Annotated in this window: 35 protein-coding genes; 20 read left to right on the top strand and 15 right to left on the bottom strand. The window is 67.3% G+C overall.

Translation table 11 applies throughout. The features are described from left to right. The 6 genes from RVU70_RS05355 to RVU70_RS05330 all read left to right on the top strand — a co-directional run bounded on the left by RVU70_RS05355 (position 1) and on the right by RVU70_RS05330 (position 4,708). A complete protein-coding gene (locus tag RVU70_RS05355) occupies positions 1-1,011 on the top strand; it encodes an FAD-dependent oxidoreductase (RefSeq protein WP_363350045.1) in 1,011 nt (336 codons plus the stop codon). Next, positions 980-1,177: a sulfur carrier protein ThiS gene (gene thiS / locus RVU70_RS05350; protein WP_363350044.1), complete on the top strand. Its 198-nt coding sequence runs from the start codon at positions 980-982 to the stop codon at positions 1,175-1,177. Before RVU70_RS05355 ends, thiS begins: the two co-directional genes overlap by 32 nt. Before the next feature lie 11 nt (positions 1,178-1,188). Beyond that, positions 1,189-1,983, top strand: a complete 795-nt coding sequence (locus RVU70_RS05345; protein WP_363350043.1) for a thiazole synthase — start codon at positions 1,189-1,191, stop codon at positions 1,981-1,983. A gap of 68 nt (positions 1,984-2,051) precedes the next feature. Further along, positions 2,052-3,434 carry a thiamine phosphate synthase gene (locus RVU70_RS05340; RefSeq protein ID WP_363350042.1) on the top strand — a complete coding sequence of 461 codons (1,383 nt, stop codon included), beginning with the start codon at positions 2,052-2,054 and terminating at the stop codon, positions 3,432-3,434. Then, positions 3,427-4,323 (top strand): SDR family NAD(P)-dependent oxidoreductase, encoded by an 897-nt coding sequence (locus RVU70_RS05335; RefSeq protein ID WP_363350041.1) that lies wholly within the window; start codon positions 3,427-3,429, stop codon positions 4,321-4,323. The genes RVU70_RS05340 and RVU70_RS05335 overlap by 8 nt, the downstream gene beginning before the upstream one ends. Then, positions 4,313-4,708: a VOC family protein gene (locus RVU70_RS05330; protein WP_363350040.1), complete on the top strand. Its 396-nt coding sequence runs from the start codon at positions 4,313-4,315 to the stop codon at positions 4,706-4,708. The genes RVU70_RS05335 and RVU70_RS05330 overlap by 11 nt, the downstream gene beginning before the upstream one ends. A 30-nt stretch (positions 4,709-4,738) precedes the next feature. Here RVU70_RS05330 and RVU70_RS05325 read toward each other — a convergent pair whose 3' ends face one another. Then, positions 4,739-5,338 (bottom strand): PilZ domain-containing protein, encoded by a 600-nt coding sequence (locus RVU70_RS05325; RefSeq protein WP_363350039.1) that lies wholly within the window; start codon positions 5,336-5,338, stop codon positions 4,739-4,741. A gap of 243 nt (positions 5,339-5,581) precedes the next feature. Between RVU70_RS05325 and RVU70_RS05320 the strand changes: the two genes are divergently transcribed. Continuing rightward, positions 5,582-5,860 carry a hypothetical protein gene (locus tag RVU70_RS05320; RefSeq protein WP_363350038.1) on the top strand — a complete coding sequence of 93 codons (279 nt, stop codon included), beginning with the start codon at positions 5,582-5,584 and terminating at the stop codon, positions 5,858-5,860. Positions 5,861-5,865: 5 nt separating this feature from the next. Here RVU70_RS05320 and RVU70_RS05315 read toward each other — a convergent pair whose 3' ends face one another. After that, on the bottom strand, positions 5,866-6,264 hold the full coding sequence (locus RVU70_RS05315; protein WP_363350037.1) for a surface-adhesin E family protein: 399 nt from the start codon (positions 6,262-6,264) through the stop codon (positions 5,866-5,868). A 47-nt stretch (positions 6,265-6,311) separates the two neighbouring features. Here RVU70_RS05315 and RVU70_RS05310 point away from each other — a divergent pair, with 47 nt between their 5' ends. Beyond that, entirely contained in the window at positions 6,312-6,617 is a 306-nt protein-coding gene (locus RVU70_RS05310) for a hypothetical protein (protein WP_363350036.1), read from the top strand. Positions 6,618-6,620: 3 nt separating this feature from the next. Here RVU70_RS05310 and RVU70_RS05305 read toward each other — a convergent pair whose 3' ends face one another. The 4 genes from RVU70_RS05305 to RVU70_RS05290 all read right to left on the bottom strand — a co-directional run bounded on the left by RVU70_RS05305 (position 6,621) and on the right by RVU70_RS05290 (position 8,989). After that, entirely contained in the window at positions 6,621-6,935 is a 315-nt protein-coding gene (locus RVU70_RS05305) for a hypothetical protein (RefSeq protein ID WP_363350035.1), read from the bottom strand. 39 nt (positions 6,936-6,974) lie between these two features. Further along, positions 6,975-7,976: a ferrochelatase gene (gene hemH / locus RVU70_RS05300; RefSeq protein WP_363350034.1), complete on the bottom strand. Its 1,002-nt coding sequence runs from the start codon at positions 7,974-7,976 to the stop codon at positions 6,975-6,977. After that, the gene (gene panB / locus RVU70_RS05295; RefSeq protein WP_363350033.1) at positions 7,973-8,785 is read right to left on the bottom strand and encodes a 3-methyl-2-oxobutanoate hydroxymethyltransferase; all 813 of its coding nucleotides are present in this window, start codon (positions 8,783-8,785) and stop codon (positions 7,973-7,975) included. The genes hemH and panB overlap by 4 nt, the downstream gene beginning before the upstream one ends. Before the next feature lie 66 nt (positions 8,786-8,851). After that, positions 8,852-8,989 carry a hypothetical protein gene (locus RVU70_RS05290; RefSeq protein ID WP_363350032.1) on the bottom strand — a complete coding sequence of 46 codons (138 nt, stop codon included), beginning with the start codon at positions 8,987-8,989 and terminating at the stop codon, positions 8,852-8,854. Positions 8,990-9,276: 287 nt separating this feature from the next. Between RVU70_RS05290 and rpsF the strand changes: the two genes are divergently transcribed. Then, a complete protein-coding gene (gene rpsF, locus RVU70_RS05285) occupies positions 9,277-9,699 on the top strand; it encodes a 30S ribosomal protein S6 (protein WP_363350031.1) in 423 nt (140 codons plus the stop codon). After that, positions 9,696-9,932, top strand: coding sequence for a 30S ribosomal protein S18 (gene rpsR / locus RVU70_RS05280; protein ID WP_016917696.1), 237 nt, complete (start codon positions 9,696-9,698; stop codon positions 9,930-9,932). The genes rpsF and rpsR overlap by 4 nt, the downstream gene beginning before the upstream one ends. Before the next feature lie 157 nt (positions 9,933-10,089). Here rpsR and RVU70_RS05275 read toward each other — a convergent pair whose 3' ends face one another. Further along, positions 10,090-10,290 (bottom strand): CsbD family protein, encoded by a 201-nt coding sequence (locus RVU70_RS05275; RefSeq protein WP_363350030.1) that lies wholly within the window; start codon positions 10,288-10,290, stop codon positions 10,090-10,092. 227 nt (positions 10,291-10,517) lie between these two features. On the opposite strand from RVU70_RS05275, the gene RVU70_RS05270 reads away from it, so the two are divergent. The 4 genes from RVU70_RS05270 (at position 10,518) to RVU70_RS05255 (ending at position 13,338) form a co-directional block, all read left to right on the top strand. Continuing rightward, on the top strand, positions 10,518-11,630 hold the full coding sequence (locus RVU70_RS05270; protein ID WP_363350029.1) for a hypothetical protein: 1,113 nt from the start codon (positions 10,518-10,520) through the stop codon (positions 11,628-11,630). A gap of 182 nt (positions 11,631-11,812) precedes the next feature. After that, entirely contained in the window at positions 11,813-12,385 is a 573-nt protein-coding gene (gene folE, locus RVU70_RS05265) for a GTP cyclohydrolase I FolE (RefSeq protein WP_363350028.1), read from the top strand. A gap of 98 nt (positions 12,386-12,483) precedes the next feature. After that, positions 12,484-12,804: a hypothetical protein gene (locus RVU70_RS05260; RefSeq protein ID WP_363350027.1), complete on the top strand. Its 321-nt coding sequence runs from the start codon at positions 12,484-12,486 to the stop codon at positions 12,802-12,804. A 102-nt stretch (positions 12,805-12,906) separates the two neighbouring features. Continuing rightward, the gene (locus RVU70_RS05255; RefSeq protein WP_363350026.1) at positions 12,907-13,338 is read left to right on the top strand and encodes a hypothetical protein; all 432 of its coding nucleotides are present in this window, start codon (positions 12,907-12,909) and stop codon (positions 13,336-13,338) included. 86 nt (positions 13,339-13,424) lie between these two features. On the opposite strand, the gene hpnA is transcribed toward RVU70_RS05255, so the two are convergent. Continuing rightward, the gene (gene hpnA, locus RVU70_RS05250; RefSeq protein WP_363350025.1) at positions 13,425-14,423 is read right to left on the bottom strand and encodes a hopanoid-associated sugar epimerase; all 999 of its coding nucleotides are present in this window, start codon (positions 14,421-14,423) and stop codon (positions 13,425-13,427) included. A gap of 245 nt (positions 14,424-14,668) precedes the next feature. Between hpnA and RVU70_RS05245 the strand changes: the two genes are divergently transcribed. Together RVU70_RS05245 and RVU70_RS05240 are read left to right on the top strand one after the other, a co-directional pair. Continuing rightward, positions 14,669-15,412, top strand: a complete 744-nt coding sequence (locus RVU70_RS05245) for an enoyl-CoA hydratase-related protein (protein WP_363350024.1) — start codon at positions 14,669-14,671, stop codon at positions 15,410-15,412. Positions 15,413-15,452: 40 nt separating this feature from the next. Then, entirely contained in the window at positions 15,453-16,154 is a 702-nt protein-coding gene (locus RVU70_RS05240) for an SOS response-associated peptidase (protein WP_363350023.1), read from the top strand. Here the strand turns inward: RVU70_RS05240 and RVU70_RS05235 are convergent, their stop codons facing one another. The 7 genes from RVU70_RS05235 to mutM form a co-directional block, all read right to left on the bottom strand. After that, positions 16,155-17,507, bottom strand: coding sequence for an FAD-binding oxidoreductase (locus tag RVU70_RS05235; protein WP_363350022.1), 1,353 nt, complete (start codon positions 17,505-17,507; stop codon positions 16,155-16,157). It abuts the gene before it with no gap. A gap of 104 nt (positions 17,508-17,611) precedes the next feature. Then, entirely contained in the window at positions 17,612-17,734 is a 123-nt protein-coding gene (locus tag RVU70_RS05230; RefSeq protein ID WP_363350021.1) for a hypothetical protein, read from the bottom strand. A gap of 181 nt (positions 17,735-17,915) precedes the next feature. Next, a complete protein-coding gene (locus tag RVU70_RS05225; RefSeq protein ID WP_363350020.1) occupies positions 17,916-19,178 on the bottom strand; it encodes an RNA methyltransferase in 1,263 nt (420 codons plus the stop codon). Beyond that, complete coding sequence (locus RVU70_RS05220; protein ID WP_405044876.1) at positions 19,175-19,903, bottom strand: TlyA family RNA methyltransferase; 729 nt, start codon at positions 19,901-19,903, stop codon at positions 19,175-19,177. The genes RVU70_RS05225 and RVU70_RS05220 overlap by 4 nt, the downstream gene beginning before the upstream one ends. Next, positions 19,903-20,721, bottom strand: coding sequence for an ABC transporter permease (locus RVU70_RS05215; RefSeq protein WP_363350018.1), 819 nt, complete (start codon positions 20,719-20,721; stop codon positions 19,903-19,905). Before RVU70_RS05215 ends, RVU70_RS05220 begins: the two co-directional genes overlap by 1 nt. Next, positions 20,718-21,473 carry an ABC transporter ATP-binding protein gene (locus RVU70_RS05210; protein WP_363350017.1) on the bottom strand — a complete coding sequence of 252 codons (756 nt, stop codon included), beginning with the start codon at positions 21,471-21,473 and terminating at the stop codon, positions 20,718-20,720. The genes RVU70_RS05215 and RVU70_RS05210 overlap by 4 nt, the downstream gene beginning before the upstream one ends. A 43-nt stretch (positions 21,474-21,516) precedes the next feature. Then, the gene (gene mutM, locus RVU70_RS05205) at positions 21,517-22,386 is read right to left on the bottom strand and encodes a bifunctional DNA-formamidopyrimidine glycosylase/DNA-(apurinic or apyrimidinic site) lyase (protein ID WP_363350016.1); all 870 of its coding nucleotides are present in this window, start codon (positions 22,384-22,386) and stop codon (positions 21,517-21,519) included. A gap of 83 nt (positions 22,387-22,469) precedes the next feature. Here mutM and RVU70_RS05200 point away from each other — a divergent pair, with 83 nt between their 5' ends. The 4 genes from RVU70_RS05200 (at position 22,470) to ubiB (ending at position 25,698) form a co-directional block, all read left to right on the top strand. Continuing rightward, positions 22,470-22,871, top strand: a complete 402-nt coding sequence (locus RVU70_RS05200; protein ID WP_363350015.1) for a type VII toxin-antitoxin system MntA family adenylyltransferase antitoxin — start codon at positions 22,470-22,472, stop codon at positions 22,869-22,871. After that, the gene (locus tag RVU70_RS05195) at positions 22,861-23,274 is read left to right on the top strand and encodes a type VII toxin-antitoxin system HepT family RNase toxin (RefSeq protein WP_363350014.1); all 414 of its coding nucleotides are present in this window, start codon (positions 22,861-22,863) and stop codon (positions 23,272-23,274) included. The genes RVU70_RS05200 and RVU70_RS05195 overlap by 11 nt, the downstream gene beginning before the upstream one ends. Before the next feature lie 74 nt (positions 23,275-23,348). Beyond that, complete coding sequence (ubiE, locus tag RVU70_RS05190; protein ID WP_363350013.1) at positions 23,349-24,119, top strand: bifunctional demethylmenaquinone methyltransferase/2-methoxy-6-polyprenyl-1,4-benzoquinol methylase UbiE; 771 nt, start codon at positions 23,349-23,351, stop codon at positions 24,117-24,119. A 16-nt stretch (positions 24,120-24,135) separates the two neighbouring features. After that, positions 24,136-25,698 carry a 2-polyprenylphenol 6-hydroxylase gene (gene ubiB / locus RVU70_RS05185; protein WP_363350012.1) on the top strand — a complete coding sequence of 521 codons (1,563 nt, stop codon included), beginning with the start codon at positions 24,136-24,138 and terminating at the stop codon, positions 25,696-25,698. The last annotated feature ends 20 nt before the right edge of the window (positions 25,699-25,718 follow it).

Raw genomic sequence — 25,718 nt, 5'->3', positions numbered from 1 at the left:
ATGCGCGCGCGGGTGATCGGGGCCGGCGTTGCCGGGCTCTGCGCGGCCTTTGCGCTGGCGCGCCGCGGCGTCGCGGTCGAGCTCGTCGAGCGCCAGGAGGCGCCGGGGCAGGGCTGTTCGCGCTTCGCCGGCGGCATGATCGCGCCCTGGTGCGAGCTGGAAAGCGCCGAGCCCATCGTCGCGCAACTGGGCGAGGAGGCGCTCGGCTTCTGGACGCGCGACATTCCCGTCGCGACCGTCGCCGGCAGTCTCGTGATCGCCGCGCCGCGCGAGCGCGCGGAGCTTTCTGACTTCGCCCGCCGCACGGCGCGCTTCGAGCGGCTCGACGCCGGGGGCGTCGCGGCGCTCGAGCCAGACCTTTCCGGCCGTTTCGAGCAAGCGCTGTTCTTTCCGCAGGAGGCGCATCTCGATCCGCGCGCGGCGATGCAGGCGCTGGCGTCGCGCCTCGCCGCGACGCCAGACGTCGAGACCCGCTTCGGCGTCGAGGCTGAAAACCTTGCGTCGCCCCCGGACTGGACCCTCGATTGCCGGGGGTTCGCGGCGCGTGACGCGCTTCCTGGCTTGCGCGGCGTCAAGGGCGAGATGCTGGTGCTGCGCAGCGACGAGATTTCGCTGTCGCGCCCGGTGCGCATGCTGCATCCGCGCCGACCTGTCTATGTCGTGCCGCGCGGCGAGGGGCTGTTCATGGTCGGCGCGACCATGATCGAGAATGAGGAGCGCGCGCGCGTGACGGCGCGCTCGGTGGTGGAGCTCGTCAATTCGGCCTTCGCCATTCACCCCGCCTTCGCCGAGGCGGAGATCGTCGAAATGGGCTCGGACGTGAGGCCGGCCTTTCCCGACAATCTTCCGCGCCTTATCCGGCGCGGCCGGACGATCTATATCAATGGGCTCTACAGGCATGGGTTCCTGCTGGCCCCGGCGCTCGCGCGCCGCGCCGCCGAGGTCGTTCTCGACGGAGCCTATTTCCCGGAGGTCATGGATGCGGATTCAGGTGAACGGGCGACCGCGTGACGTGTCGGCCACGACGCTCGACGCCCTGTTGCGCGAATTGGGCTATGAGGACCAGAAGGTCGGCACGGCGCTCAATCAGGAGTTCGTGCGCGACAAGGATCGCGAGAAAACCCAACTGCAGGAGGGCGACGCCGTCGAAATCGTCACGCCGCGGCAGGGAGGTTGAAGGCTTTTTCCATGGGCGCCGCCGATCCTTTCACCCTCTATCACGCGCCGCTGCGCTCGCGGCTGTTGCTCGGCACGGCGCGTTATCCGTCGCCGGCCATCCTCGCCGAGGCGGTTCGCGCCTCGGCGTGCGAAATCGTCACCGTGTCCCTGCGCCGCGAGGCCGGCGGCTCGCGCGCCGGCGAGAGCTTCTGGGGGCTCATCCGCGAGATTGGCGTGCGGGTCTTGCCCAACACGGCGGGCTGCCGGACGGCGCGCGAGGCGATCGCCACGGCGCAAATGGCGCGCGACGTCTTCGAGGCCGACTGGATCAAGCTCGAGGTGATCGGCGAGGAAGATACGCTTCAGCCGGACGTTTTCGGCCTCATCGAGGCGGCCCGGGCGCTGTCTGCGGAAGGCTTCAAGGTCTTTCCCTATACGACCGACGATCTCGTCGTCGCCGAGAAGCTGCTCGACGCGGGCTGCGAAGTCCTCATGCCCTGGGCGGCGCCGATCGGCTCGGGGCGCGGCGTCAACAACGCCTTTGCGCTTCGGGCGCTGCGCGCGCATTTCCCGGGCGTGCCGCTCATCGTCGACGCCGGACTTGGCGCGCCCTCCCACGCCGTCGCGGTGATGGAGATGGGCTATGACGCGGTGCTGCTCAACACCGCCGTCTCGCGCGCTGGCGACCCCGTCGCCATGGCGCGGGCGTTCGGCCTCGCGGTCGAAGCCGGCCGTCTGGCGCATCTTGCAAAGCCGATGACGCCCCGCGACATGGCTGAGCCCTCGACGCCGGCGCTCGGCCGGCCCTTTGGGGACGTCGCCTGAATGCGCCGCCCGGCGCAACGCCTCCATTCCCTTTCGCCTGCTATGGCTTGCCGTAGAAGGAGCAGCAGTTGACCGTATCGAACCTCGATCCGTTCTATCTTATCGTCGATCGATCGGACTGGCTGACGCGCCTGCTGCCGCTTGGCGTGAAACTCGTGCAACTGCGGGTGAAGGACCGTTCGGGACCCGAATTGCGCGCCGAGATCGCCCGCGCCCGGGATCTCTGCCGGGCGGCGGGAGCGCAGCTCGTCGTCAATGACTATTGGGAGCTCGCGATCGAGGAGGGTTGCGACTTCGTTCATCTCGGGCAGGGCGATCTCGATACGGCCGACATTGCGGCGCTGCGCCGGCATGGGGTGCGCTTGGGCGTCTCGACGCATGACGACGCCGAGCTCGAACGCGCTCTGGCGCTTTCGCCCGATTATGTCGCGCTCGGTCCGGTCTGGCCGACGCTGCTCAAGAAGATGGATTTCGCGCCGCAAGGGCTCGATCGGCTGGCGGCGTGGAAAAGGCGCGTCGGCGAGATTCCGCTCGTCGCCATCGGCGGGTTGACTCCGGGGCGCGCCTGTCTCGCGCTCGCCTCCGGCGCCGACAGCGCCTGCGTGGTGACCGACGTCTTGCGCGCGACGGACCCCGAATCGCGCACGGTGGAGTGGGTCGCCGCCACCGCGCCCTGGCGGGAGGCGGGCGAATTGGTCCGCCCCTTCGCGGCGGATTACCCCGGCGCGAGAATCCTGCCGTCGCCCAATCACGGTCCACGCGCACGGTCCGTCTCCGCGCTGGTTCTGCATTACACCGGCATGCCGAGCGCTGAGTCGGCGCTCGAGCTCTTGTGCTCGCCCATTCACGAGGTTTCGGCGCATTACGTCGTCGAGGAGGACGGGGCCGTGTTGCAGCTCGTGCCGGAGGCGCGACGCGCCTGGCATGCCGGCGTCAGCTCCTGGGCCGGCGAAACGGACATTAATTCCGCCTCGATCGGCGTCGAGATCGTTCACCCCGGCCACATTGATCCGCACCCGTATCCCACCCCGCAGATCAACGCCGTCATCGCCCTTTGCCGCGATATTTGCGCGCGTCGCGCCATTGCGCCGCAGCGGGTTCTCGCGCATTCCGACATTGCGCCGCGCCGCAAGATCGATCCTGGCGAGTTCTTCCCCTGGGACGCCCTCGCCGCGGCGGGCGTCGGCCGCGACATTGCGCCCATGCCCCCGGATACGGGTCCGGCGCTCGATCTCGACATGGCGGGCGCAGCCGTGTCGGATCTTCAACGCCGGCTTTCGGCTTTCGGCTACAAGGTCACCGAGACCGGCGTCTATGACGAGGACACCGCCGCCGCCGTCTCCGCCTTTCAGCGTCACTTTCGCCGCGCGCGGGTCGACGGCCGCGCGGACGCGTCCACCCTCGACGCGTTGACGCGGCTTCTCGCTCTGTCGGGAGCAGATCATGTCTGAGCGCAGGAAACGCGCGGTCGTCGTCACCGGCGCGTCGACGGGGATCGGCGAAGCCTGCGTCGCGCTGCTGGTCGAAAGCGGCTTCTTTGTCTTCGGCTCGGTGCGCAAAGACGCCGACGCTGCGCGGCTGCAGGCGCGTTTCGGCGCCGATTATGCGCCGCTCCTGTTCGACGTGACCGACGGCGAAGCCGTCGCCGCCGCAGCGCGCGAAGTCGAGCAATGGCTCGACGGCGGGACGCTCTTCGGGCTCGTCAACAACGCCGGCGTCGCCGTGCCGGGACCGTTGCTGCATCTCGACATCGAGGATTTCCGTCGCCAGATCGAAACCAATCTGACGGGTCAATTGCGCGTGATACAGGCCTTTGCGCCGCTCCTGGGCGCGCGCCGGCCGCAGGGCGGCCCGCCCGGCCGCATCGTCAATATGAGTTCGGTCGCCGGGCGACACGCCTCGCCTTTTCTGGGCGCCTATAACGCCTCGAAATTCGGACTCGAGGGCATGTCCGACGCCTTGCGGCGCGAATTGACCGTCTATGGGATCGACCTCATTCTGATTGAGCCGGGCATGATCGCGACTCCGATCTGGGAAAAAGCCGATCGCGCCGATGTCAGCGCTTTCGAGGGCACCATTTACGAGCCCGCGGCGGGTCTCGTGAAAAAATGGGCGGTCGAAGGAGGCCGCGCGGCGCCTGGCCCCGAGACGGTTGCGCAGGCCGTGCTGCGCGCGCTGACGGCGCCGCGGCCCCCCGTCCGCATACCGGTGCACGCCGGAAACATGCTGGGCTTGCTTCCGGCGCGGCTCGTGGACTGGTTGATCGCCTGGCGGCTCGGCTTCCACGACATTCGCAGGGGGCTCGCCGCCCGATCCACAGGAGAGAAGAATGGCCTCTGATCAACAAGCGCCGCATGGCGTCGTGTGCTGGAGCGAACTCGGCGTGCACGATGTCGCGCGGGCTCAGAAATTCTACGCCGAGACGCTCGGCTGGCGTTTCGAGCCGATGCACATGCCGGACATGACCTATTGGATCATCTGGTCCGGCGAGGCGCGGGTCGGCGGCATGTTCGAAATGAAGGAAGCCGTTTTCGAGAACGTTCCCGAACACTGGCTGACCTATATCGCCGTCGACGACGTCGACGCGCGTCTGGCCAGGGCCGTCGCCGCGGGCGCCAAAATCTGCAAGGACGCGTTCGACATCCCGGGCGTAGGGCGCATGGCGGTGCTCGCCGAGCCGGGCGGCGCCATTGTCGCATGGATGACGCCGCGGCCCGCCGGCTAGCCGCTTCCCGCGCTGCGCGACCCCACGCGCTCAGAGCCGCGTGGCGGGGTCCACATGCGTAAGGGGCCGCAGGAATTGGCAGGCGATCTCGCCGTCGCGCACGCGAACGACTTTCGCCGCGGTGGCGCCGATGAGAACCTCGTCGCCGATGCGCACGTCGTGTTCGCTGTCGAGCGCGACTCCGGAGGTGGAGAGGCTTCGAATCCGCACGACATGCTCATCGCCATTCGGCAGGGTGAGGATGCTGATCTCATTTTCCGGCTTGATGCGTTCGTGGCGACGGCGATCCTTGGCCTCGTGCCGGTTTACGCGCCAGGCGAGCTGGCCCGCGAGTTTCTCGCGTTTGCGCGGCGTCAATTGCAGGCTCATGTCGAAGCCGATCTCGGTGAGGCGGGATATGGAGCCCGTCAGCCGGCCGAGCTCGCTGAGATAGATGACGACTCTTGCGCCGACCGTCGACACCACGGGCGCGAAGAGCGACGCCTCGTCCGCCGACATCTCATAGGTGTGGCATTCGTATTCGCCTTTCGATCCCACGAGCATGTATCGGCCAGCAAGAGAGATTTTCACGCGCGCCGGGTCCTTCCGACGCTCGGCCTGGCCGTTTGCATGAGGGAGAATTGCGTCCATCGTCGCCGCACCGAATCTCGCGCCCGCGCCGAGGAGGACGGGCTTGTGAACGGCACGATAGCTGAAAAAACTGCCTAAACCTTTACGGCAGGCCTCGCCCGCTGCTTTGCAACAAAAAATGCGTCGCGGCGCAGGGAAACATTCGGCGCTACGGCGGGGACGGCCCGGTCCAAGGTCGTCGCCGGCGGCGGCTTTTGCGGGCCCTTCTCCTCGCCTATGCTCTTCAAAAAAAGAGGAAAGGCCATGCTCGATAAATTACCGCCGTCGCTTCTCAAACCCATCGGGCTGACGCTCGGCTGGGCCTTTCTGCTGATGTCGATCCTGGCCATTCCCTTAAGCGTCGTGACCTTGATGCGCTGGTTTTCGCTCTCCTGGTGGCTGGCCCTCCCCGGCGTTTTTCTCGTCAGCATCATCCCTTACGCCGGGCGCTTCGCTTATCTCGGCCTGGCGCTGATCGGCGCCTGGTACGTGATCGACGCGGGCTTCAGCCTCCGGGGCGCCGTTGGTCCTTTCATCGACTGACAACGTCAGTCGCGGGCGCAGGCTTTCGCGAAAAGACCGGCGTAAAAGGACGGAACCTTCGACCACGACTGCGTCGCGGGATAGACGCTCCGCGTCGCGCCCGCGGCCATATGGCCTTCGCGCCAGTCGCCGCCATCGGACCGGTAAGCATGTTTCTCGCAGTCGAAAACCACTTGTTCGATCTCCGACAGGCCTTTCTCGGAAAGCTTGAAGCTTGCGGCTTCGCGGGCCTGCGGATCATAATCGGTCAGCGCCCGCACCCTGACCGATCGGTCGGCGAGGGTCTCGCGGGACGTTGCGTCGAGATAGACTTTGGAAAAGTCGTCCTGTCCCACGAGTCGCCACTCGGCGGCGGCGGGGGTCGACAGCAACAGTAAGGGAAGAACGAACGCGCGCCGTGTCATGAAAGCCTCCTCGGTCATTGAAGACGCACAGCGCAAAGGGCTCGTCGATGGTTCCCCGCGACCCTGAGACGGCGCCGCCGCTCGCCTCGCTCGCCGATCTCGTCTCGGCGGTCTTCAACGGCGCGCCGACGCCCGAGGCGGCTGCGGTCTATAGCGCGCAGCTGACTGCGCTTATTTCACTCTACATCTGCTTCGTCGCCGTCTTCCTCATCGGCGTCTATGTGCGCGCCGTCAAGGGACGGCGCGACATGCGCGCCGCGCCGCGCATGTTCAAGATCTGGATCGCTTATTCGCTGATGTTCGCCGTTCTCGTCGTCGCGGCGAATGTCGCCTGGTTCTATTTTTCAGCCTGACTCTCAGTCCGGGACTTTCACGCGCGCGGCGCGGCGGCGATTTTCGGCCGCCGCGCGGTCGAGCTCAGCGCTCGCCGCCTGCAGCTCGGCGGCCGTCTTTCGTTTTTCAGGCCTCGGCGTAAAGGGCTGGTAGTCCATTCGCTCGGGGCGGGACTCGCGCACGAAGTCCGGCGCGGCCGGGGGCGGCTTGCGAATGCCGAGCGCATCGAAAACCCCGCCGATGAGCTGACCGCCCGTCGCGGGCGGCGCCTCTTGGGCGGCGGCGGGGCTCGAGAGAGTGATAAGAGCGGCGGCGAACAGGTGACGGAACTGGATCATGGCGCGATCAAGCCCAAGGATTTGGGCGGGAAAAGGGCTTTAGACCCAACCGGCGATCTCGCGTCGCGCCAGCGTCTCGATGAGCGCCACGCCTTCGTCGCTGTCGTTGAGGCAGGGCAGGCGGGCGAATTTCTCCCCGCCCTTTTCGAGGAAGAGCTCGCGGATTTCGACGCCGAGCTCCTCGATGGTTTCGAGACAGTCGGCCGAAAAGCCGGGCGCGACGATCGCCAGGCGCTTGACGCCGCTCTCCGCCAGCTCGGCGACGACGTCGCTCGTATAGGGCCCGATCCATTTGGCCGGGCCGAAGCGCGACTGGAAGGACAGGCGCAACCTGTCTTCCGCCATGCCGAGCGCCGCGCCCAGTAGGCGCCAGGTCTCCTCGCAATGCTGGCGATAGGGATCGCCGCGATCGACTTGCGCCTGCGGCAGGCCGTGGAAGGAGGCGAGAACGACCTCGGGCTCGAAATCGAGCGCCGCGAGACCGCGCCGGACGCCTGCCGCCAAGGCGTCGATGTAAGCGGGATCGTCGTAATAAGGCGCGCCGATGCGCAGGGCCGGCTGCCGGCGCATCCGCATGAGCGCCGCAAAGGCGGCGTCGGCGACCGAGGCGTTGGTCGAGGCCGCATATTGGGGATAAAGCGGCAAGAGCGCGATGCGCTCGCAGCCCTTGGCCATGAGCGCCTCGATCTGCGAGGCGATCGAGGGCGATCCGTAGCGCAGGGCGTAATCGACGATAACCGGCGCCTTGCCGTCGAACTTGCGGGCCGCGAGCCTTTCGGCCTGGCGCCGGGTGATCGTTTTCAGCGGCCCCTCGCCAATGTCGTGGTTCCAGATCGACTGATAGGCCTGCGCCGATTTCTTCGGCCGCGTATTGAGGACAATTCCGTAAAGGATCGGCAGCCAGAGCGGCCGCGGCAGGTCGACGACGCGCGGATCAGAGAGAAATTGCGCCAGATAGCGGCGCACCGAAGGGGGATCGGGCGCGTCGGGCGTGCCCAGATTGACGAGCAGAAGTCCGACAGGCGTATCCAGCGACGTCACGGGCGCATCCTTTCGAAAGCGGCGCGTTCGTCCTCGGCCATGTGGAAGCTTTGCGCCGGCCCGGGAAAGGCGCCCGCGCGCACCTCGGCCGCATAGGCGCCGACCGCCGCGCGCAGCGCCGCGCCAATGTCTGCATAGCGCCGGTTGTGCTTGAAGTCACGCGTCGTCACGCCGGCGAGGTCGTTGACGACGAGAACCTGCCCGTCGACGTCGGGCCCCGCGCCAATGCCGATCGTCGCCGCTCTCACGCTGCGCGAAATGCGGGCGGCGAGTTCCCGGGGGACGAGCTCCAGCACCAGGAATTTCTGCCCGGCGGCGTCTCCGGCAAGGGCGTCATCCAAGAGCTTGGCGGCCGCGGCGGCCGTTTTGCCCTGCCGGCGCTTCACCTCCTGATGCTGCGATTCGAGCCCCAGATGGCCGCAGACGTCGAAGCCCGCCGCGGTCAAGGCCGCGACGACGTCGGGCTGCGCGCCCTCGAACTTGACGCAGTCGGCGCCCGCGTCGCGCAGCAGGCGGGAGCTCGTAAGCGCCTGTTCGGGCGTGTCGTAGGTCGCGAAAGGAAGATCGCCGATGAGATAGACGTCGGGCGCGCCCCGGCGGACGGCGGCGATGTGATGGGCCATGTCGGCGAGCGTCACCTCGCGCTCATGGGCGTAGCCCAGCACATTCACCCCGACGCTGTCGCCCACGAGGATAATGTCGACGCCCGCCTCGACCTCGATGCGGGCCGTCGGCGCGTCATAGGCGGTGACGACGACGATCTTTTCGCCGCGTCGTTTCTTGTCGAGAAAGAGATCGGCTTTCGACACGCAGGGCTCCCGCTGTCGTCAGGCTTGCCGCCGCCCCGGCGGAGCGACGCGCCTCCGAGGCGTTGTTTAGCGCGCGCCGGCGTTTTTGCAGGCGTGGGGCTGGCCGGGGACGCGGATGCCCTCGAAGTCGCCGCATTTGTCGCAGGCCGAGAGCGCCAGGGCGAGGCCAAGAAGCGTCAGAACCATCGCCAATCTGCTTTTCATGCGCTCCCCCGCGGCCAATTGCGCGCGGAACATAGCCTCGCGCGCCGGCGGCGACAAGAACGGGAGCCTGCGCAGCGGCGCGGGCGCTTGCATCCTGCGCAAACCCGCGTATAAGGCGCGCATCGCGAGGTTCCCGGCCGGGGGCTGAACGGAAGCGTCCGTCAAGGGCGAGGGGTCTCCCGTCTTCCCGTGTCTCCGCCTTCGAACTCATTTCCTCTCGAGCCTTTCCCATCGGCTCGAAGGGCTTGGCGCCGGAACGGCTCGCGGCAACGGAAAGGCGAAAATCCATGCCTCTTTATGAGCATGTCTATCTCGCCCGTCAGGATATTTCTCCCCAGCAGGTGGAGGCTCTGACCGGGCAGTTCAAGAATGTCGTCACGTCGCTCGGCGGCACGGTCGGCAAGACCGAGTATTGGGGCGTCAAGTCGCTGGCCTATCGGATCAAGAAGAACCGCAAGGCCCACTTCACGCTGTTGAACATCGACGCCCCGCCGGCGGCGATCGCCGAGCTCGAGCGCCAGCAGAGCATCAACGAAGACATTCTCCGCGTCCTGACTTTGCGCGTCGAGGAGCTGGAGGAAGGCCCGTCGGCGCAGCTGCGCAAGCGCGACGACGACGACCGCGGCGAGCGCCGCGGCGGCCCGGGCGCCCCGCGCGGCGACCGTCGCCCCCGTCGTGAGGAAGGCCGCGCTGAAGGAGACGCCGAATGAGCACTGCGCCCCGCCGCCCCTTCTTCCGCCGTCGCAAGTCCTGCCCGTTCTCGGGCGCCAATGCGCCCAAGATCGACTACAAGGACACGCGCCTGCTGTCCCGCTACATCTCGGAGCGCGGCAAGATCGTGCCGTCCCGCATCACGGCCGTTTCGGCCAAGAAGCAGCGCGAACTGGCCCAGGCCATCAAGCGCGCCCGCTTCCTCGGCCTTCTGCCTTATGTGATCCGCTAAGGCGCGAGACCGCGCTCGCCCTCGAGAGGGGCGGCTGCTGACGACCCCCGGCGCGAGCTGGGGGTTTGTTTTTGGGGGCGCCAAAACAAAACCCCCGCCTTGAAAGACGGGGGCGAGTTAAGGCGTTTCCGCCTGAAAAAGCGCGTCAGGTCAATCGTTACTGCAGCGTCTTCAGCCAGTCGTCGATATTGCGCTTGGCCTGGTCCTTGCCGATCCCGTATTTCTCCTGGATCGCGCCTTCGAACTGCTCGCGATTGCCTTCCATCCGATCGATATCGTCGTCGGTCAGCTCGCCCCATTTCTCCTTGATCTTGCCCTTGAGCTGCTTCCAGTTGCCTTCTACGCGATTCCAGTCCATGACGGCCTCCTAGCCGGTTGGCGGGGAGCGTGAGGCGCCCGCCCGATGCGGCTTAGAACGCGGGCTTCGCCCGGTTGTTCCCCCGGGCTGCGGCTTTCGCGGAGGCGAACAACCGCCACAATTTCGATTTTTCATGCCCGCGGGTCCGCCGGACGACGCCGGCGACGGATATGTGCGCTCCCGTCCGGCGGTGTTGGACGGTCGAACGCCAGCATGAGCGAGTAGGCATGAATCAACGAGGCGACGACAAGGAACTCAAGGCCGCTTTCGCTGAGTTCAAGGAACTCCTGCGGCGCGAAAACGAGCCGGTCGGCGCGTCCCAGGCGCCCGAGGTCAGTCTCGAGCCGCGGCTCGACGCCGGCCGCGCGCCGGGCCCGGCGCCGGGTCTTCACGCGCAACCTTTGGCTTTGGAAGCCGAGCCGCGCGCGCCTGCGTCCCCCCTTCTCGGCGATGGCGACGATTTCGGGAGCGAGACGTTCGCCCCGCCCGAGCGCGCCCGCCGCCGCAAGCTGGTCTATCTTTCTCTCGCCATCGTCGCCGCAGGCCTCGCGGGGCTCGGCTGGACGATCGCGAAGGGCCCGCGCGTCGGCGAGCCGTCGGAGATCGCCAATATCGCCCCCGACGAGCCGGCCCCGCTCGCGTCGGACGCCGATCAGGCGTCGCTGGAGGCCCCCGCCGCCGACGCGGTCGGGGAGGCCGCTCCCGAGGCCGGCGACGCCGCGCCGGCGGAAAAGGCCGAATTGACCCCGCAGACCCCGGCGCCCGAGGCCCCGTCCAAACCCGCCCCGGCCCCCGCGGCGGGCTCGACCACCGCCGCGACCGCAGCGGCCGCGCCGACCGCCGTCCCGCTTCCGGCCGTACCGGTGGAGACGCCCGCACCCGTGACGGCGCCAAAGCCCGCCGCCGCCGCCCGGCCGGCCACGGCGGCGCTTGCGCCGGCCCCGACGGCTCCGGCCGCCGCCGCCTTCCAAAAGCCCGCCCCGGCCGCGGCGACGGAGGCGCCCGCCGAGAAGACGGCGGCCCTGCAGCCGGCGAACGCCCCCGCCGAATCGGCGCCGCCAGCGGCGGATCCGGCCAAGCCCGCCGCCAAGCCCGCGAAAGCGGCGAAGCCGAAGCAGCCCAAGGCGCCGCAGACGGCCGCCAAGCCGCATAAGCCGGCGTCGGAAGCGCCCGCCCCGGTCGAGGAGGTCGCCCTTCCGGCGCCGCCTCCCCCGCCGCCGGCTCCCGCGCCGAGCGACAGCGGCGGCGGCGCCTTCGGCTTCGTCAAGCGCACGGTCAATACGGTCGGCTCGACCGTCGGATCGACGATCGGCACGATTGGCCGGGCGGTGATCCCCTAAACGGGGCTTTTGCATCGGGCGTTGCGAGGCGCTCCGCGCGCGATGGCGCGACAGCCGGCGTTTGCCAAACGCGCCGCCCCGTCGCAAGCTGCCAGAGACGGGGCGCGCGGACGCGGGCGGCTTTTCGATTTGAGCCCCGTCGCGGCGCAAGCCGGCGCGTTCGAAAGATTCGGGAGCACCGAATGGCGAAGCCAACCCAGGCCGACGCAGAAGCGGCCGTGCGCGTTCTGATCGAATGGGCGGGAGACGATCCAAAACGCGAGGGACTGATCGACACGCCGGCGCGCGTCGCGCGCTCCTATCGCGAGCTGTTTTCCGGCTATGAGATCGATCCGCGAGACTATCTCAAGCGCACCTTCGAGGAAGTCGGCGGCTACGACGAACTCGTGATCCTCAAGAACATCCGCGTCACGAGCTTTTGTGAGCATCACATGCTGCCGGTGACCGGCCGCGCCCATGTCGGCTATCTGCCGACCAATCGCGTCGTCGGCATCTCCAAGCTCGCGCGCGTCGTCAACGGCTTCGCCCGGCGGCTGCAAATCCAGGAGAAGCTCACGGCCGAAATCGCCGAGGCCATCCAGGACATTTTACAGCCGGCGGGCGTCGGCGTGGTGATCGAGGCGGAGCATAACTGCATGACGCTGCGCGGCGTGAACACCCCCGGCTCGTCGTTGACGACGAGCCGTCTGCTCGGGGTCATCCGCGACGATGCGCGCACGCGGGAGGAGTTCCTGATGATGGTGCGCGACGCCTGACAGCGTCGCGGCGGCCTGCGACCCGGCCACACGCCTGGCCAGGAACAACTCGTTGCGCGTCGCGTTAACTCGCCACTTGCATATCCTTGGAGGCGGCAATGGCTGAGGAACGGAACATTCAGCGCCAGCAGCATAATGGGCATGGCGCCGGCGACGTGAGCGGCGTCATCGCGGAACAGGCGTCGACGGCGGCCGAACAGATGGGTCGCGTGGTTCAGCAGGGCGTCGGGCGCGCCAATGCGGCGCTCAACGCGGTGACGGAGAGCAGCGGCAGGGCGGCGGAGCGCACCGGCGAAGTGCTCGGCAATTTCCGCTCGGCGATCGAGACCTCGGCGCGTTCGCAGCCGACGACGACCGTGATGCTGGCGGCGCTCGCGGGCTTCGTCTTCGGCGCGTTCTGGAGGATGGGAAGCCGGTAGTCATGTCCTCCAGCCTCGCGTGGTGACGTCATGTTCGAGCCGATCATAAAGAGGGCCGAAAACGCGGTCGGCGCCACAATCACGCGCGTTTCCGGAAATGCGATGGCGGCCGTCCCGCTGCTCATCGCTTTCGGTTTCGCGACCGCGGCGGCGGCCTATTGGGCGACGGAAAGCCTGGGGCCGCTTCTCGGCAATCTGGCGGTTGCGGGCGCCTTTGTCCTGATCTCGTTGCTCGTCTACGCTCTTGCAAGACGACGCGAGGCGCAGCAACAGGCGCGCGCGAGCGAAGAGTTGGCGGCGCTCACGGAAGCGTCGCCCTTCGCCGCCATTTCGCGCGCCATTCAGTCCTCGAACGCCACGCAGGCCCTGTTCGACCTCGCCAAGAGCGCGGCGCCCGTTGCGGCGAAGAACGCGGCGCGCGTCGCGCTGCGGGAGGCTCCGCGCAACTTGCCCTTGTTGCTTGGCGCTGGCGTCGGATTGATGGTGGCGTCGCGTCTCGTGAATGCGATGACCAACGGACGCGGCCGTCATTAGGTGAAGATCGCGTCAGGTGAAGTTCTCGTTACGCGCGCCCGCCTCACCCTCCGACCGGGCGTGAGGCGCGTCGCCTTTGAAACTTGTCAGCTCCGCGCGCCCGCCGTTCGTCGAAACCATTCGACTGCGTCCTCTACGGCAAGTCGCGCGGGGCGCGTCTCGTAGCCGAGTTCGCGACGGGCTTTCTGGTCGTCGAAGAACATGCGTGTGCGCGACATTCTTAGGCTGTCGCTATGGAGAAAAGGCTCGTAGCCGATGAGGCGCGCGCCCCACTCATTGACATAAGCGAAGGGCATGAGCGGGCCCGACGGCAGTTTGAACCGCGGCGGCGCGCGGCCCGTGACGCGCGAAATCTCGGTCAGAAGGTCGCATAGCGTCACGTTCTCGCCGCCGAGAATATAGCGCTCGCCGATTCGGCCGCGCTCCATCGCGGCCAGATGGCCGGCGGCGACGTCATCGACATGCACGACGTTCAGGCCGGTTTCGACATAGGCCGGCATGCCGCCGCGCACGGCCTCGGCGACGAGCCGGCCGGTCGGCGTCGGCTTGACGTCGCCCGGCCCGAGCGGCGCTGCGGGGCAAACGATCACGGCGGGGAGACCATCTTCCTCGATCATCCGCTCGACCAGCCGCTCGGCGACGATCTTGCTCTGCTTATAGGCGCCGATCGCCTTTTCGGGGGAAAGCCGATTCGTCTCGGTGCAGAGACGGCCATTGGCGGCGGCGAGGGTGGCGACGCTGCTCGTATGGACGATGCGCTCGACGCCGGCGCGCAACGCTTCGCGCATGACGATCTCGGTGCCGCGCACATTGACGTCAAACAGCGTCTCGGGCTTCGGGGCCCAGAGCCGGTAGTTGGCGGCCACATGGAAAACCCGGCGCACGCCCGTCATGGCGGCGCGGACGCTCTCGACGTCGGTAATGTCGCCTTCCGCGATCTCGCATTCCGCCGGGATGTTGTCCGTCTGGCTTGTTGGGCGCGCCAGCGCCCTGACCCGGGCGCCTTTCGAAATCAAAAGCCGCGCGAGGGCGCCGCCGATGAAGCCGCTTGCGCCCGTCACCAGAGCAATATCGTCGTCAGTCATTTCTTCCCAGCGCCAAAGCCGCGTCAAAGTCAAATGGCGCTGTGACGCCCCACCGCAAAGCCCGCGCAGCGAGTTTACAGAGGCGCGCAGGCCTTTGCGAGCTTCGCCGTAACCGGCGCGAAAAGCCAAGCTCTCGTCTGGCTTTTCGCAGGCCGTTGTCGCCTGCGTCAACAGATAATAGGCTTCTCGCGGCGAAAAGGACCGAGCTTTCCGGTCCAAAGGGCTTCGGGCGGAGAGGTGCGGGCATGTCCCAGAAGATCGAGATCTCGCGCGCCGGCGCCGTTTTGCGGCTCGTCTTCAACCGGCCCGAAAAAAAGAACGCGCTCGACCGCGAGGCCTATCGGGGCCTGATTGTGGCGCTCGACGCCGCGGGCCGGGACGAGGCGGTGCGGGCCGTCGTCTTCGCCGGCGCGGGCGGCGATTTCACCGCGGGCAACGACCTCGCCGACTTCCGCGATTTTGTCGATAAGCCCGAGGCGTTTCCGGCGCTGCATTTCGTGCGCGCGATCGCCGCTTTCCAAAAGCCGATGGTCGCGGCGGTCGCCGGCGACGCCGTTGGCGTCGGAACCACCCTGCTGTTTCATTGCGATCTGGTCTTTGCCGCCCCGCAGGCGCGGCTGCGCATGCCCTTTATCGACCTCGGCCTGGTTCCGGAGGCCGGGGCGAGCCTCCTGGTCCCGCAGCGGCTCGGCATGGCGAGGGCCGCGCAATATTTGCTGCTCGGGGAAGGGTTTTCCGGCGAGGAAGCGCATCGTTTCGGCCTCGTCAACGGACTCGCGCCGCCCGAGGGCGTCCTCGACGCCGCCATGGCGGCGGCGCAGGCGCTGGCGGCGAAGCCCGTCGAGGCGCTGCTCGCCTCGCGCCGCCTGTTGCGCGGCGACCCCGCGGAGATACTGGCGCGCATCGACGCGGAGGCTGCGCTGTTCGCCAGGGCGCTCTCGTCGCAAGAGACGCGCGCGCGGCTCGCGGCTTTTTTTGCGCGCAAATAGAGCCTATTTGCGGGTTCCTGACGGGGAGGCGAGAAGCATCATGTGTGGGCGTTACGCCTTGACCTCGGCGCCGGAGGCGATCCGGAAATTGTTCGGCTATGCCGACACGCCCAATTTTCCGCCGCGCTACAATATCGCTCCGACCCAGCCGATCGCCATCGTCGCCTCGGAGCGTGGCGAAGCCGGGCCGGCGCCGCGCTTCAGGCTCGCGCGCTGGGGCTTCGTGCCGGGCTTTGTAAAAGATCCGCGCGACTTTCCGCTCATCATCAACGCCCGCGCCGAGACAGTGGCGGACAAGGCGAGCTTTCGCAACGCCATGAAGCGGCGCCGCTGCCTCGTGCCGGCCGACGCCTATTACGAATGGCTGAAACTTTCCCTCGGCGGGCGCATCCAGCGCAAGCCCTATCTCTTCCGCCGCGTCGACGGCGCGCCGATGGGCCTCGCCGGTCTATGGGAGACCTATGCCGGCGCGGATGGCGCGGAAATCGACACCGCCTGCATTCTCACGACCGACGCCAATGGCGCCACGGCCGCGATCCACGACCGCATGCCTGCTATTCTCGAGCCGAAGGATTTCGCCCATTGGCTCGATTGCGACAACGTCCGTGCGGAGGAAGCGGCGGGGCTGCTCAAGCCCGCTCCCGACGACGCGCTCGAATTTTTCGAAATCAGCCCGCAGATCAACAAGGCGACCAACGACGGCGCGCAATTGCAGGAGAGGCTGGCGCCGACGCTGTTGTGATCAGAGCAGCTTGCCGGGGTTGAGCACGCCGTTGGGATCGAGCGTTTTTTTCAACGCGCGCATCACCTCGAGCGCCACCGGGTTCTTGGTCTCTGCGAGCAGTTCCCGCTTCAACCGGCCGATGCCATGTTCGGCGGAAATCGACCCTTCGAACGCGTCGACGAGCCCGTGAACGAGCGCGTTCATCTCGTCCCAGCGCGCGAGAAAGGCGGCTTTGTCGGCGCCTGCGGGCTGCGAGACGTTATAGTGGAGATTGCCGTCTCCCATATGGCCGAAGGGGACGGGGCGCGCCTGCGGGAAGCGCGCCGCGATGCGCCGGCCCGCTTCGGTGATGAACGCCGGAATGCGCTCGATTGGCACGGAAATATCGTGCTTGATCGAGCCGCCTTCGCGTTTTTGCGCTTCCGACATGCTCTCGCGCAGCCGCCACAGCGCCGCCGCCTGATCGAGCGAATGGGCGAGCGTCGCGTCCGCAACGAGCTCCGCCTCCAGCGCCTCGGCAAGCGCCAAATCGGCGACGCGCTCCGCCTCGCCTTCGGTAAAGCCCGCGATCTCGAGGAGCGCATACCAAGGGGCTGGCGCGGCGAGCGGGTCCCGCGCGCCGGGAATATGGCGCAGCACGAGCTCGAGGCCAAGCCGCGACATGATCTCGAAGGCCTGTAGGCCGGGACCGGCGCGCTCTTTGACGAAATTGAGAAGCGCGAGGGCGTCGTCGGGACTGTCGAGTCCGAGAAAGGCGACCGCGCGCGAGCGCGGGCGCGGGAAAAGCTTCAGCGTCGCCGCGGTGATGACGCCGAGCGTGCCCTCAGAGCCGATGAAAAGCTGCGTGAGATTGTAGCCGGTGTTGTCCTTGCGCAATTTGCCGAGCGTCGAGAGCAGGCGGCCGTCGGCGAGCGCGACTTCGAGCCCGAGCGCCAGATCGCGCGCCGCGCCATAGGCGAGCACATGCACCCCGCCGGCGTTGGTCGCAAGATTGCCGCCGATGGTGCAGCTGCCTTCCGAGGCGAGCGAAAGCGGGAAATAGCGGTCAGCGGCTTCGGCGGCTTCTTGCGCGCGCGCGAGCGTCACGCCCGCTTCGAGAGTCATCGCGTCGGAGGCCGGGTCGACGTCGCGAATGCGATCGAGTTTTTGTAAGGAAAGGACGATTTGTCGGCCGCTCGCGTCGGGCGTCTGGCCGCCGACCAGGCCAGTATTCCCGCCCTGCGGCACGACGCCCACGCCCTGCGTATTGCACAGCGCCAGCACGCGCGCGACTTCTGCGGCGGTCGAGGGTTTGATCACAGCTAATGCGCGGCCGCGATAGAGGTCGCGCGGTTCCGACAGGAAAGCGTCCATATCCGCCGGATCGGTCACAACGGCGGAAGCCCCGACGATCGCCTTCAGGCGATCGCAGAGATCGGGCGCGTCGAACCAAGCACTCTGAGACAGAGAAGGCGCCCTTTTCGGTTACGAGCCCGTCAGTAACGGTGGCGGCGGGCTTTCGCGTCTTTCTTGCGGGCGTAGACGTAAGCGCGCGCGGCAGAGGGCGCGCTTGCGAGGACGACACTGCACAATGCTGCGGCGATTAGCGCATTCATCATGACCATCTCCTTCCAGTTCCGGAGACCATCGGGTCCCCGCCTACACCGGACCATCTCGCAAATCCTATGCCCGAATTTTTTGTGCGGCAACGGGCTTTGCTGTTGGCGCGGCCAAATCCTGTCCGTTTCTTCCCCCTTGAGACATTCTCGTCACAGAAGCGTTGCCCAAAAATTAACGGTTTCACCCTAAAAGGCTCCGTTTTGCCTTTTTCTGGCTGGAGCTGCGCGAAAATGCCGCAACGATTTCGACATGGGGTGCGTAGCGGAATTGGTCAACCGGCGTGATGCGCTGGGCCCTGAATCCCGCGTTGACTAAAACCGCGGCGTCCCGCGCGAAACTTTGTGCATTGCAAGAAACCGCCACCGCCAGCGGCGCCGTCGACTGGGCGATTTCCTTGGCCTGCGCCAGCGCCCCGGCGCGGGGCGGGTCGAAAACGACCGCGTCGAAGGCCGACAGCTCTGCAGCCGTGAGCGGCCGGGCGAAGAGGTCGCGAACCTCGCCTGCGAGCGGCTTGAGGCCGGAAGCGGCGCGGGCGGCGGCGCCCATGGCGTCAACCGCTGGCGCGGCGCTGTCGTAAGCAGCGACTCTGCTCTGCTCGGCGAGGCGCAGCGCAAAGGCGCCCACGCCGCAGAAAAGATCCGCCACATGCTTCGCGCCGCGCGTCGCCTCCAGAACGCGCGCGGCGAGCGCCTCTTCCCCGACCGCGGTCGCCTGAAGAAACGCGCCGGGCGGCAGCTCAACCTGGACCCGGCCGACGGCGACGCGGGGAGTCCGCCGCAAGGCGACGAGCCGGCCATGATTGGTCAGACGCGCGAGATCATGGGCCTCCGCGGCGCCAATCAGCGCGCGCCTTTCATGTTCTTCCAGCGGTCCCGCGCCCCGCAGATCGACGTCCATCCCGTCGAGCGTGGCGGTCACGGCGATATCGAGCGGCTTGCCGCGGGCGCTGAGAATTTGCGCGAGGGCGCGGGCGGCGGGCAATGCGCCCGAAAGCTCAGGAACGAGCAGCGGGCAGGCCTCGATCTCCACGATCTTGTGCGAGCGCGCCGCCATGAAGCCGACGCGCGCCGCGCCCTGATCCATGCGCGCGTGAAAGGTCACGCGACGGCGCCCGGCGCCCTGCGCGTCGACGAGCGGATCGACCGCGAGCGACAGGCCGACGTTTTTGAGCGCCGTCTCGACAAGGCCGCGTTTCCACGCCCGGTAGGGCTCGTCGCGCAACGCCTGCACCGCGCAGCCGCCGCAATCGGCGTAATGCGGACAGATCGGCGCGATACGGTCGGGCGACGCGGCGACAATTTCAGCGAGCCGCGCCTGCTCGCCGTCGATCTCCGCCAGCACGGTCTCGCCAGCGAGCGCATAAGGCACGAAGACGCGCGCGTCGCCGTCGCGGGCGACGCCCTCGCCGCGATGGCCGAGACGGTGGATGACAAGCCGCTTCATGGACCAACCGCCTGGATAAGGAATTCTCGATTGCCGTCGCCGCCGGCGATCGGCGAGGGCGTCAAGCCCATGACGCGCCAGCCGAGCGCCTCGATATCATGGCGCGCGCGGGCGCAAACCTCGGCGCGAATCCCTTCATCCCGCACCACGCCTTTTTTTGTCGATCCGCGGCCGGCTTCGAACTGCGGCTTGATGAGCGCGACGAGCGCCGCCTGCGGCGCGGCGAGCGAAAGCACATTCGGCAGCAGCGTCGAGAGCGAAATGAAACTGGCGTCGATGACGATCAGCGTCGGCAGTTCGGCGAGTTGCGCCGGCGTCAAGGTGCGGGCGTCCTGGCCTTCCATCGAGGTGACGCGCGCGTCGCGCCGCAGACGCTCGTGCAACTGGTCGTGGCCGACGTCGACGGCGACGACATGGCGCGCGCCGCGCGCCAGCAGCACGTCAGTGAAGCCGCCTGTCGAGGCGCCGACGTCGAGGCAGAAGCGGCCCGCGGGATCGACGCCAAATAAGTCGAGCCCATGCGCGAGCTTGACGCCGCCGCGCGAGACCCAGGGGTAGGGGGCGCGGGCGACGATCTCGGCGCCCTCCGCAATGGGCGTCGCGGGCTTTGTCACCACGCGCCCGTCGACCGTGACGAGGCCGGCCTCGATCGCCTCGCGCGCCTTGGCGCGACTTTCAAAGAAGCCCCGCGCATGGAGCGCCGCATCGGCGCGCTTCGCGTTCATCATTCGCCCGTCTGCAGCAGCGTGCCGGCGCGGCGCGCGCTTTTCAAGAAGCGGCTGAACCACAGCGCCGCGAGCACGAACAACAAAGCGTCGAGCGCGGCGCCCTGCGCCAGGAGATCCCAGCGCACCACGCGGTCGAGCAGCACGCCGCGCAGGCCCTCGAACACATAGGTCGGCGGCAGAGCCCAGGAGATCGGCTGAACGACCGGGGGCAGCACCGACACCGGATAATAGACCGCGCCGAGCGGCTGGATGGCGAACATCAGCGCCCAGACGAGGCTCTCCGCGCCCATGCCGTAGCGCAACAGCAGACCTGAAATGAACAGGCCGATCGCCCAGGCGAACACCAGAAGGATCGCGAAGAAGGCGCCGAGCGCCACGCCCAGCGCCCAGAGATTGAAGCCGAAGAGCCAGATCGCGATGAAGGTCACGGGCAGGGTGCTGATCGTCAGGCGGATGAAGCTCATCGCCATCAGCGCAGTCGCGAATTCGCTCATGCGCAGCGGGCTCATCAGCAGATTGGCGAGATTGCGCGACCACATCTCTTCGAGAAAAGAGAAAGAGAAGCCCTGCTGCGCGCGCAGCAGAATGTCGAGCAGCAGCACGCCCCCGACCAGCGCGCCCGCCGCCATCTCCACGCCACCGATGAACTGACCCGCGTAGCCCTTGATGAGATAGGTCTGCAGAAAGCCCCAGGTGAAGAGCTGGACGATCGGCCAGTAGATGATTTCGAGCAGGCGAAAGCCGGAGGAGCGCAGCACATAAGTGTAACGCAGCATCATCGCGCCGACGCGCTGGAAGGAGAAGCCCGCGTTCATGACGCCGCTCCCGCGCGCCCGCGTGCGACGTCGAGAAACACTTCTTCGAGATTGGCGCGGCCATAGCGTGCAAGGAGGCGCGCGGGCGAGTCGTCGTCGACGATGGCGCCTTCTTTGAGCATCAGCACGCGGTCGCAGAGGCGCTCGACTTCGTTCATGTTGTGGGAGGCGAGCAGGATGGCGCAATTATGCGTGGCGCGATGCGCCTCGAGCCGGCCGCGCACCCAGTCGGCCGTGTCGGGGTCGAGCGAGGCCGTAGGCTCGTCGAGCAGCAGGAGCTGCGGATCGTTGACGAGGGCCTTGGCGATGGCGACGCGCGTCTTCTGTCCGGCGGAAAGCCGCCCGGTCTGGCGGTCGAGGAACTCGCGCAGCGCCAGGGCGTCGGCGAGCTCTTCGATTTTCGCTTCGACGTCGGCGACGTCGTAAAGAAGGGCGAAGACGCGCAAATTCTGCCGCACGGTGAGCCGGTGCGGCAGATCGACATAAGGGCTCTCGAAATTCATGCGGCCGAGCACCTCGTAGCGCTCGCGCGAGAGATCGCGGCCAAAGACGCGAATCTCGCCGGCTGTGGGCTCGATCAAGCCCATGACCATGCCGATCGTCGTCGTCTTGCCGGCGCCATTGCCGCCGAGGAGGCCGGTCACGGAGCCCGGCGGCAAGGCGAAATCGAGGGGGCCGACGACGCTGCTTTTGCCGTAGCTCTTTGAAAGACCGTGAACCGAGAGCGCCGGTTCGTTCATTGAGGGGGACATGACGAAGGTTATGGCTTCTCGGGGCGGTCCCGGCAAGGGCGCGTTATTTCTGGCAGACGGGACAGTGAAAGGTCGAGCGCCCCGACTGCACGCTGCGTAAGACGGTCCCCTTGCAGCCCGGCGTGGGGCAGGCGGCGCCTTCGCGGTCATAGACCCGGAAGGAATGCTGGAAATAGCCGAGCGACCCATCGGCCTGCCGATGATCGCGCAGCGAGGAGCCGCCGGCGGCGAGCGCGGCCTCCAGCACGTCGCGGATCGCGCCGGGGAGCCGGGCGAGCGCCGCCCGCGGGCGGCCCGCGGCCGTGACCAGCCGGCCGCCCGCGAGGAGCGGCGAAACGCCCGCCCGATGCAGCGCCTCGCAGACATAGATATTGCCAAGCCCCGCGATCAGCCGCTGATCGAGAAGCAGCGCCTTGACCGGCGCGGCGCGTCCGCGAAAGGCGCGCGCCAGAAAGCCCGCGTCGAGTTCGGCGCTCAAAGGCTCGGCCCCGAGCCCCTGAAAAAGTTTGTGGCTGTCGAGCTCGGCGGTGGCGATGAGCAGCATGAAGCCGAAGCGGCGCGGGTCGTTGTAGGTGACGCGGGCGCCGCTCTCCATGTGAAAGACCACATGGTCATGCGTCGCGCTCTTGTCGCGCGGATGGTGAAAGACGCCGGCGATCTCGCCGTCGATCCGGAACGAGCCGCTCATGCCGAGATGCATGACGAGCGTCTCGCCGCCGTCGAGGTCGGCGAGAAGATATTTCGCCCGCCGCCGCAAGGCGAGGACGCGGCGCCCGGAGAGCCGCGCGGCGAAGTCCGGCGGGAAGGGGAAGCGCAAATCCGGGCGGCGCTGCTCGACCTTTGCGATGCGGGCGCCGGCGAGCGTGGGCGCGAGGCCGCGACGCACGGTTTCGACTTCGGGCAGTTCGGGCATGGAAGGGCGCCTCTCCGCGCGGGGCGCTTTCGCCGCTGTCGCGCGCCGCGCTATAAAGCGCTTTAGCAAATCGCGAGAGGCGCATGAAGTTCGATGAGGCCGAAATTGTCGAAGCGCTGCGCGAACGCCTGCCCGAGGCGCTGGCGATCTACCTCTTCGGCAGCGTCGCCAGCGACGAGGCGGGGCCGGAGAGCGACGTCGATCTCGCGGTGCTGAACGACGGCAAGCTCGATCCCGTGAGGATCTGGCAGATTGCCGGCGACCTCGCCGCTCTCGTGGACCGCCCTGTCGATCTCGTCGACCTGCGCGCCGCCTCGACCGTGCTCCAGCACCAGATCGTGACAAGGGGCTGCAGGCTCTACGCTCGGGACGCCCGGGCCGATTTTTACGAAGCCTTTATTTTGAGCGAGAAGGCGAATCTCGACGCCCGCAACGCGGGGCTCATGGAAGACATCGTGCGGGAGGGCCGGGTCTATGGCCGATGAGGTCCTCGTCAACAAGGCTGCGGCCATCGAGCGCTGCGTGAAACGCGCCCGCGACGAATACGCCAAGGGGCCGGACAGCTTCGCGACCGATTTCACCCGCCAGGACGCCGCGGTCCTGAACATCCAGCGGGCCTGCGAGGCGGCGCTGGACATGGGGCAGCATGTCATCCGCCGGGACCGGCTCGGCGCCCCGCAGAGCGCCCGGGACGTGTTCAACTTGCTGGAGGCCGCCGGCCGCATCCCCCCGGAGGCCGCCGAGCCCATGCGGCGAATGACAGGGTTCCGCAATATCGCCGTCCATGATTATCAGGCCTTGCTTCTGCCGATCGTGGTGGCGGTCATCACTCGGCATCTGGATGATTTTCTGGCGTTCAGCGCCGCCCTTCTGGGCAATGAGGGGTAAAAGCGCCCGCCCATAGCCATCCCGGCCGGGAGAGGCTATACCCTCCCCGTCTTTCCATGTCAGGCGAGCGTTAAATGACCGATTCCCATTCCGATCGAGAGGGTTCGACCCATTTCGGCTATTCCGAGGTGCCGCTTACGGAGAAGCAGCATCTCGTGGACGACGTCTTCCACAAGGTCGCCCGCCGCTACGACGTGATGAACGATCTGATGTCCGGCGGCCTGCACCGGCTGTGGAAAGACACTTTCGCCGCCAAGGTCAACGCCCGCAACCGCAAGGAGTTTCGTCATCTCGACGTCGCCGGCGGCACGGGCGACGTCGCCTTCCGGATCGCCCGCCAGTCCCCCGCCGACGCCGAGATCGTCGTCCTCGACATCAATGGCGACATGCTCGAGGTCGGCCGCGACCGCGCCCGCGAGAAGGGCATCGGGGAAAAGCTCGACTTCGTGCAGGCGAACGCCGAGTCGCTTCCCTTTCCGGACAACCATTTCGACGCCTATACGATCGCCTTCGGCATTCGCAACGTGCCGCGCATTCAGACGGCGCTCGAGGAAGCCTATCGGGTGCTCAAACCCGGCGGCCGTTTTCTCTGCCTCGAATTCTCGCAGGTCAACGTCCCCGGCCTCGACAAGATCTACGAAGCCTATTCCTTCAACGTGATTCCGGCGGTCGGCAAGCTCGTCGCGGGCGATGGCGAGCCCTATCGTTACCTCGTTGAATCGATCCGCAAATTCCCGGCCGCGGACGATTTCGAGCGCATGATCCGCAAGGCGGGCTTCCGCCGCACCGGCTATGAGCGCCTCACCGGCGGCGTCGTGGCGATCCATTCCGGCTGGAAATACTAACGACCAGGACGCTTCTTTGCTTCTCCAGACCGGCAATCTCCTGCGACTGGCGCGCGCCGGCTATATTTTGGCGCGCGAAGGCGTCTTCACCTCGCTCGATCTCAACCTGCTGCCGCCCCCCGCGGTCCCGCTCGTGCGTCTCGCCAATCTCGTCGCCAGGGGCAGGGGCGAGAATGCGGGCGAGGCCCTCGTCCGCGCGCTGTCGCAGATCGGCCCGTCCTATGTGAAGCTCGGCCAGTTTCTGGCGACGCGGCCCGACGTCGTCGGCGGCGAAATCGCCGACGCCCTCACCGCACTGCAGGACCGCATGGCGCCCTTCGGCCAAGCCAAGGCGATCGACATCGTCGAAAAAGCGCTCGGAAAGCCGGTCGAGGAGATTTTTACCTCCTTTGGCGAGCCCGTCGCCGCCGCCTCCGTGGCCCAGGTGCACATGGCCACGGCGGTCTACCAGGGCAAGGAGCGCAAGGTTGCCGTGAAGGTGTTGCGCCCCGGCGTCGAGGGCCAGTTTGCGCGTGATCTACGCGACATGTATCTCGTCGCCCGCGTCGCCGAACGCTGGTCGGCGGAAGGCCGGCGGCTGCGGCTGATCGAGGTCGTCGATACGCTCGCCCGCACGGTCAAGCTCGAGACGGACTTTCGTCTCGAAGCGGCGGCGGCCTCGGAATTCGCCGAAAACGTCGCCAAGGACCCCGATATTCATGTCCCCCATGTCGATTGGGACCGCACCGCGCGCGAAGTGCTGACGCTCGAATGGATCGACGGGGCGCCCCTCTCCGATCTCGAGCGCGTGGCGGCGGAGGGCCACGACCTCAAGAGGCTCGGCGCCCATGTGCTGCAGTCCTTCCTGCGCCACGCCATGCGCGACGGCTTCTTCCACGCCGACATGCATCAGGGAAATCTTTTCGTCGACAAGCACGGACGGCTCGTCGCCATCGACTTCGGCATCATGGGCCGGCTCGGCGAGAAGGAGCGGCGGTTTCTGGCCGAGATTCTCTACGGCTTCATCACGCGCGACTATCGGCGCGTCGCAGAGGTGCATTTCGAGGCCGGCTATGTGCCGGCCAAACATTCGACCGAAGAATTCTCGCAGGCGCTGCGCGCCATCGGCGAGCCCCTCCACACGATCAACGCCGCGGAAATTTCCATGGCGCGGCTGTTGACCCTGCTTTTCGAGGTCACGGCGCTTTTCGACATGCGCACGCGCACGGAGCTCGTGCTGCTGCAAAAGACCATGGTCGTCGCCGAGGGCGTGGCGCGCACGCTCGATCCCAAGCTCGACATCTGGAAGACCTGCGATCCGGTCGTGCGGACCTGGATCGAGGAGAATCTCGGGCCAAAGGCGAAGATCGAAGACGCGGGCCGAAGCATCGCCGAACTCGCCAAGCTCGCGACGCATCTCCCCAAGACGCTCGCTGACGCCGAGACGGCGATTTCCCGCGTGTCGCAGATGGCCGAGGTCGGCGTCGATCTTTCGCCGGCTTCGCTCGACGCGATCGCCGAGACGCGGCGGCGCTCGGACTTCCGACTGCTTGCGGGCCTGACGGCGCTGACGCTGCTCGCGGCGTGGTTGTTCGGCTAGGATAGCCGTAGGCAAGGGCG

This window comes from Methylocystis echinoides (genome assembly GCF_040687965.1).
GTDB classification, from domain to species: Bacteria; Pseudomonadota; Alphaproteobacteria; order Rhizobiales; family Beijerinckiaceae; genus Methylocystis; species Methylocystis echinoides_A.
The sequence above is the reverse complement of the archived record's forward strand: the minus strand, read 5'-3'. Positions and strand labels throughout refer to the sequence as shown.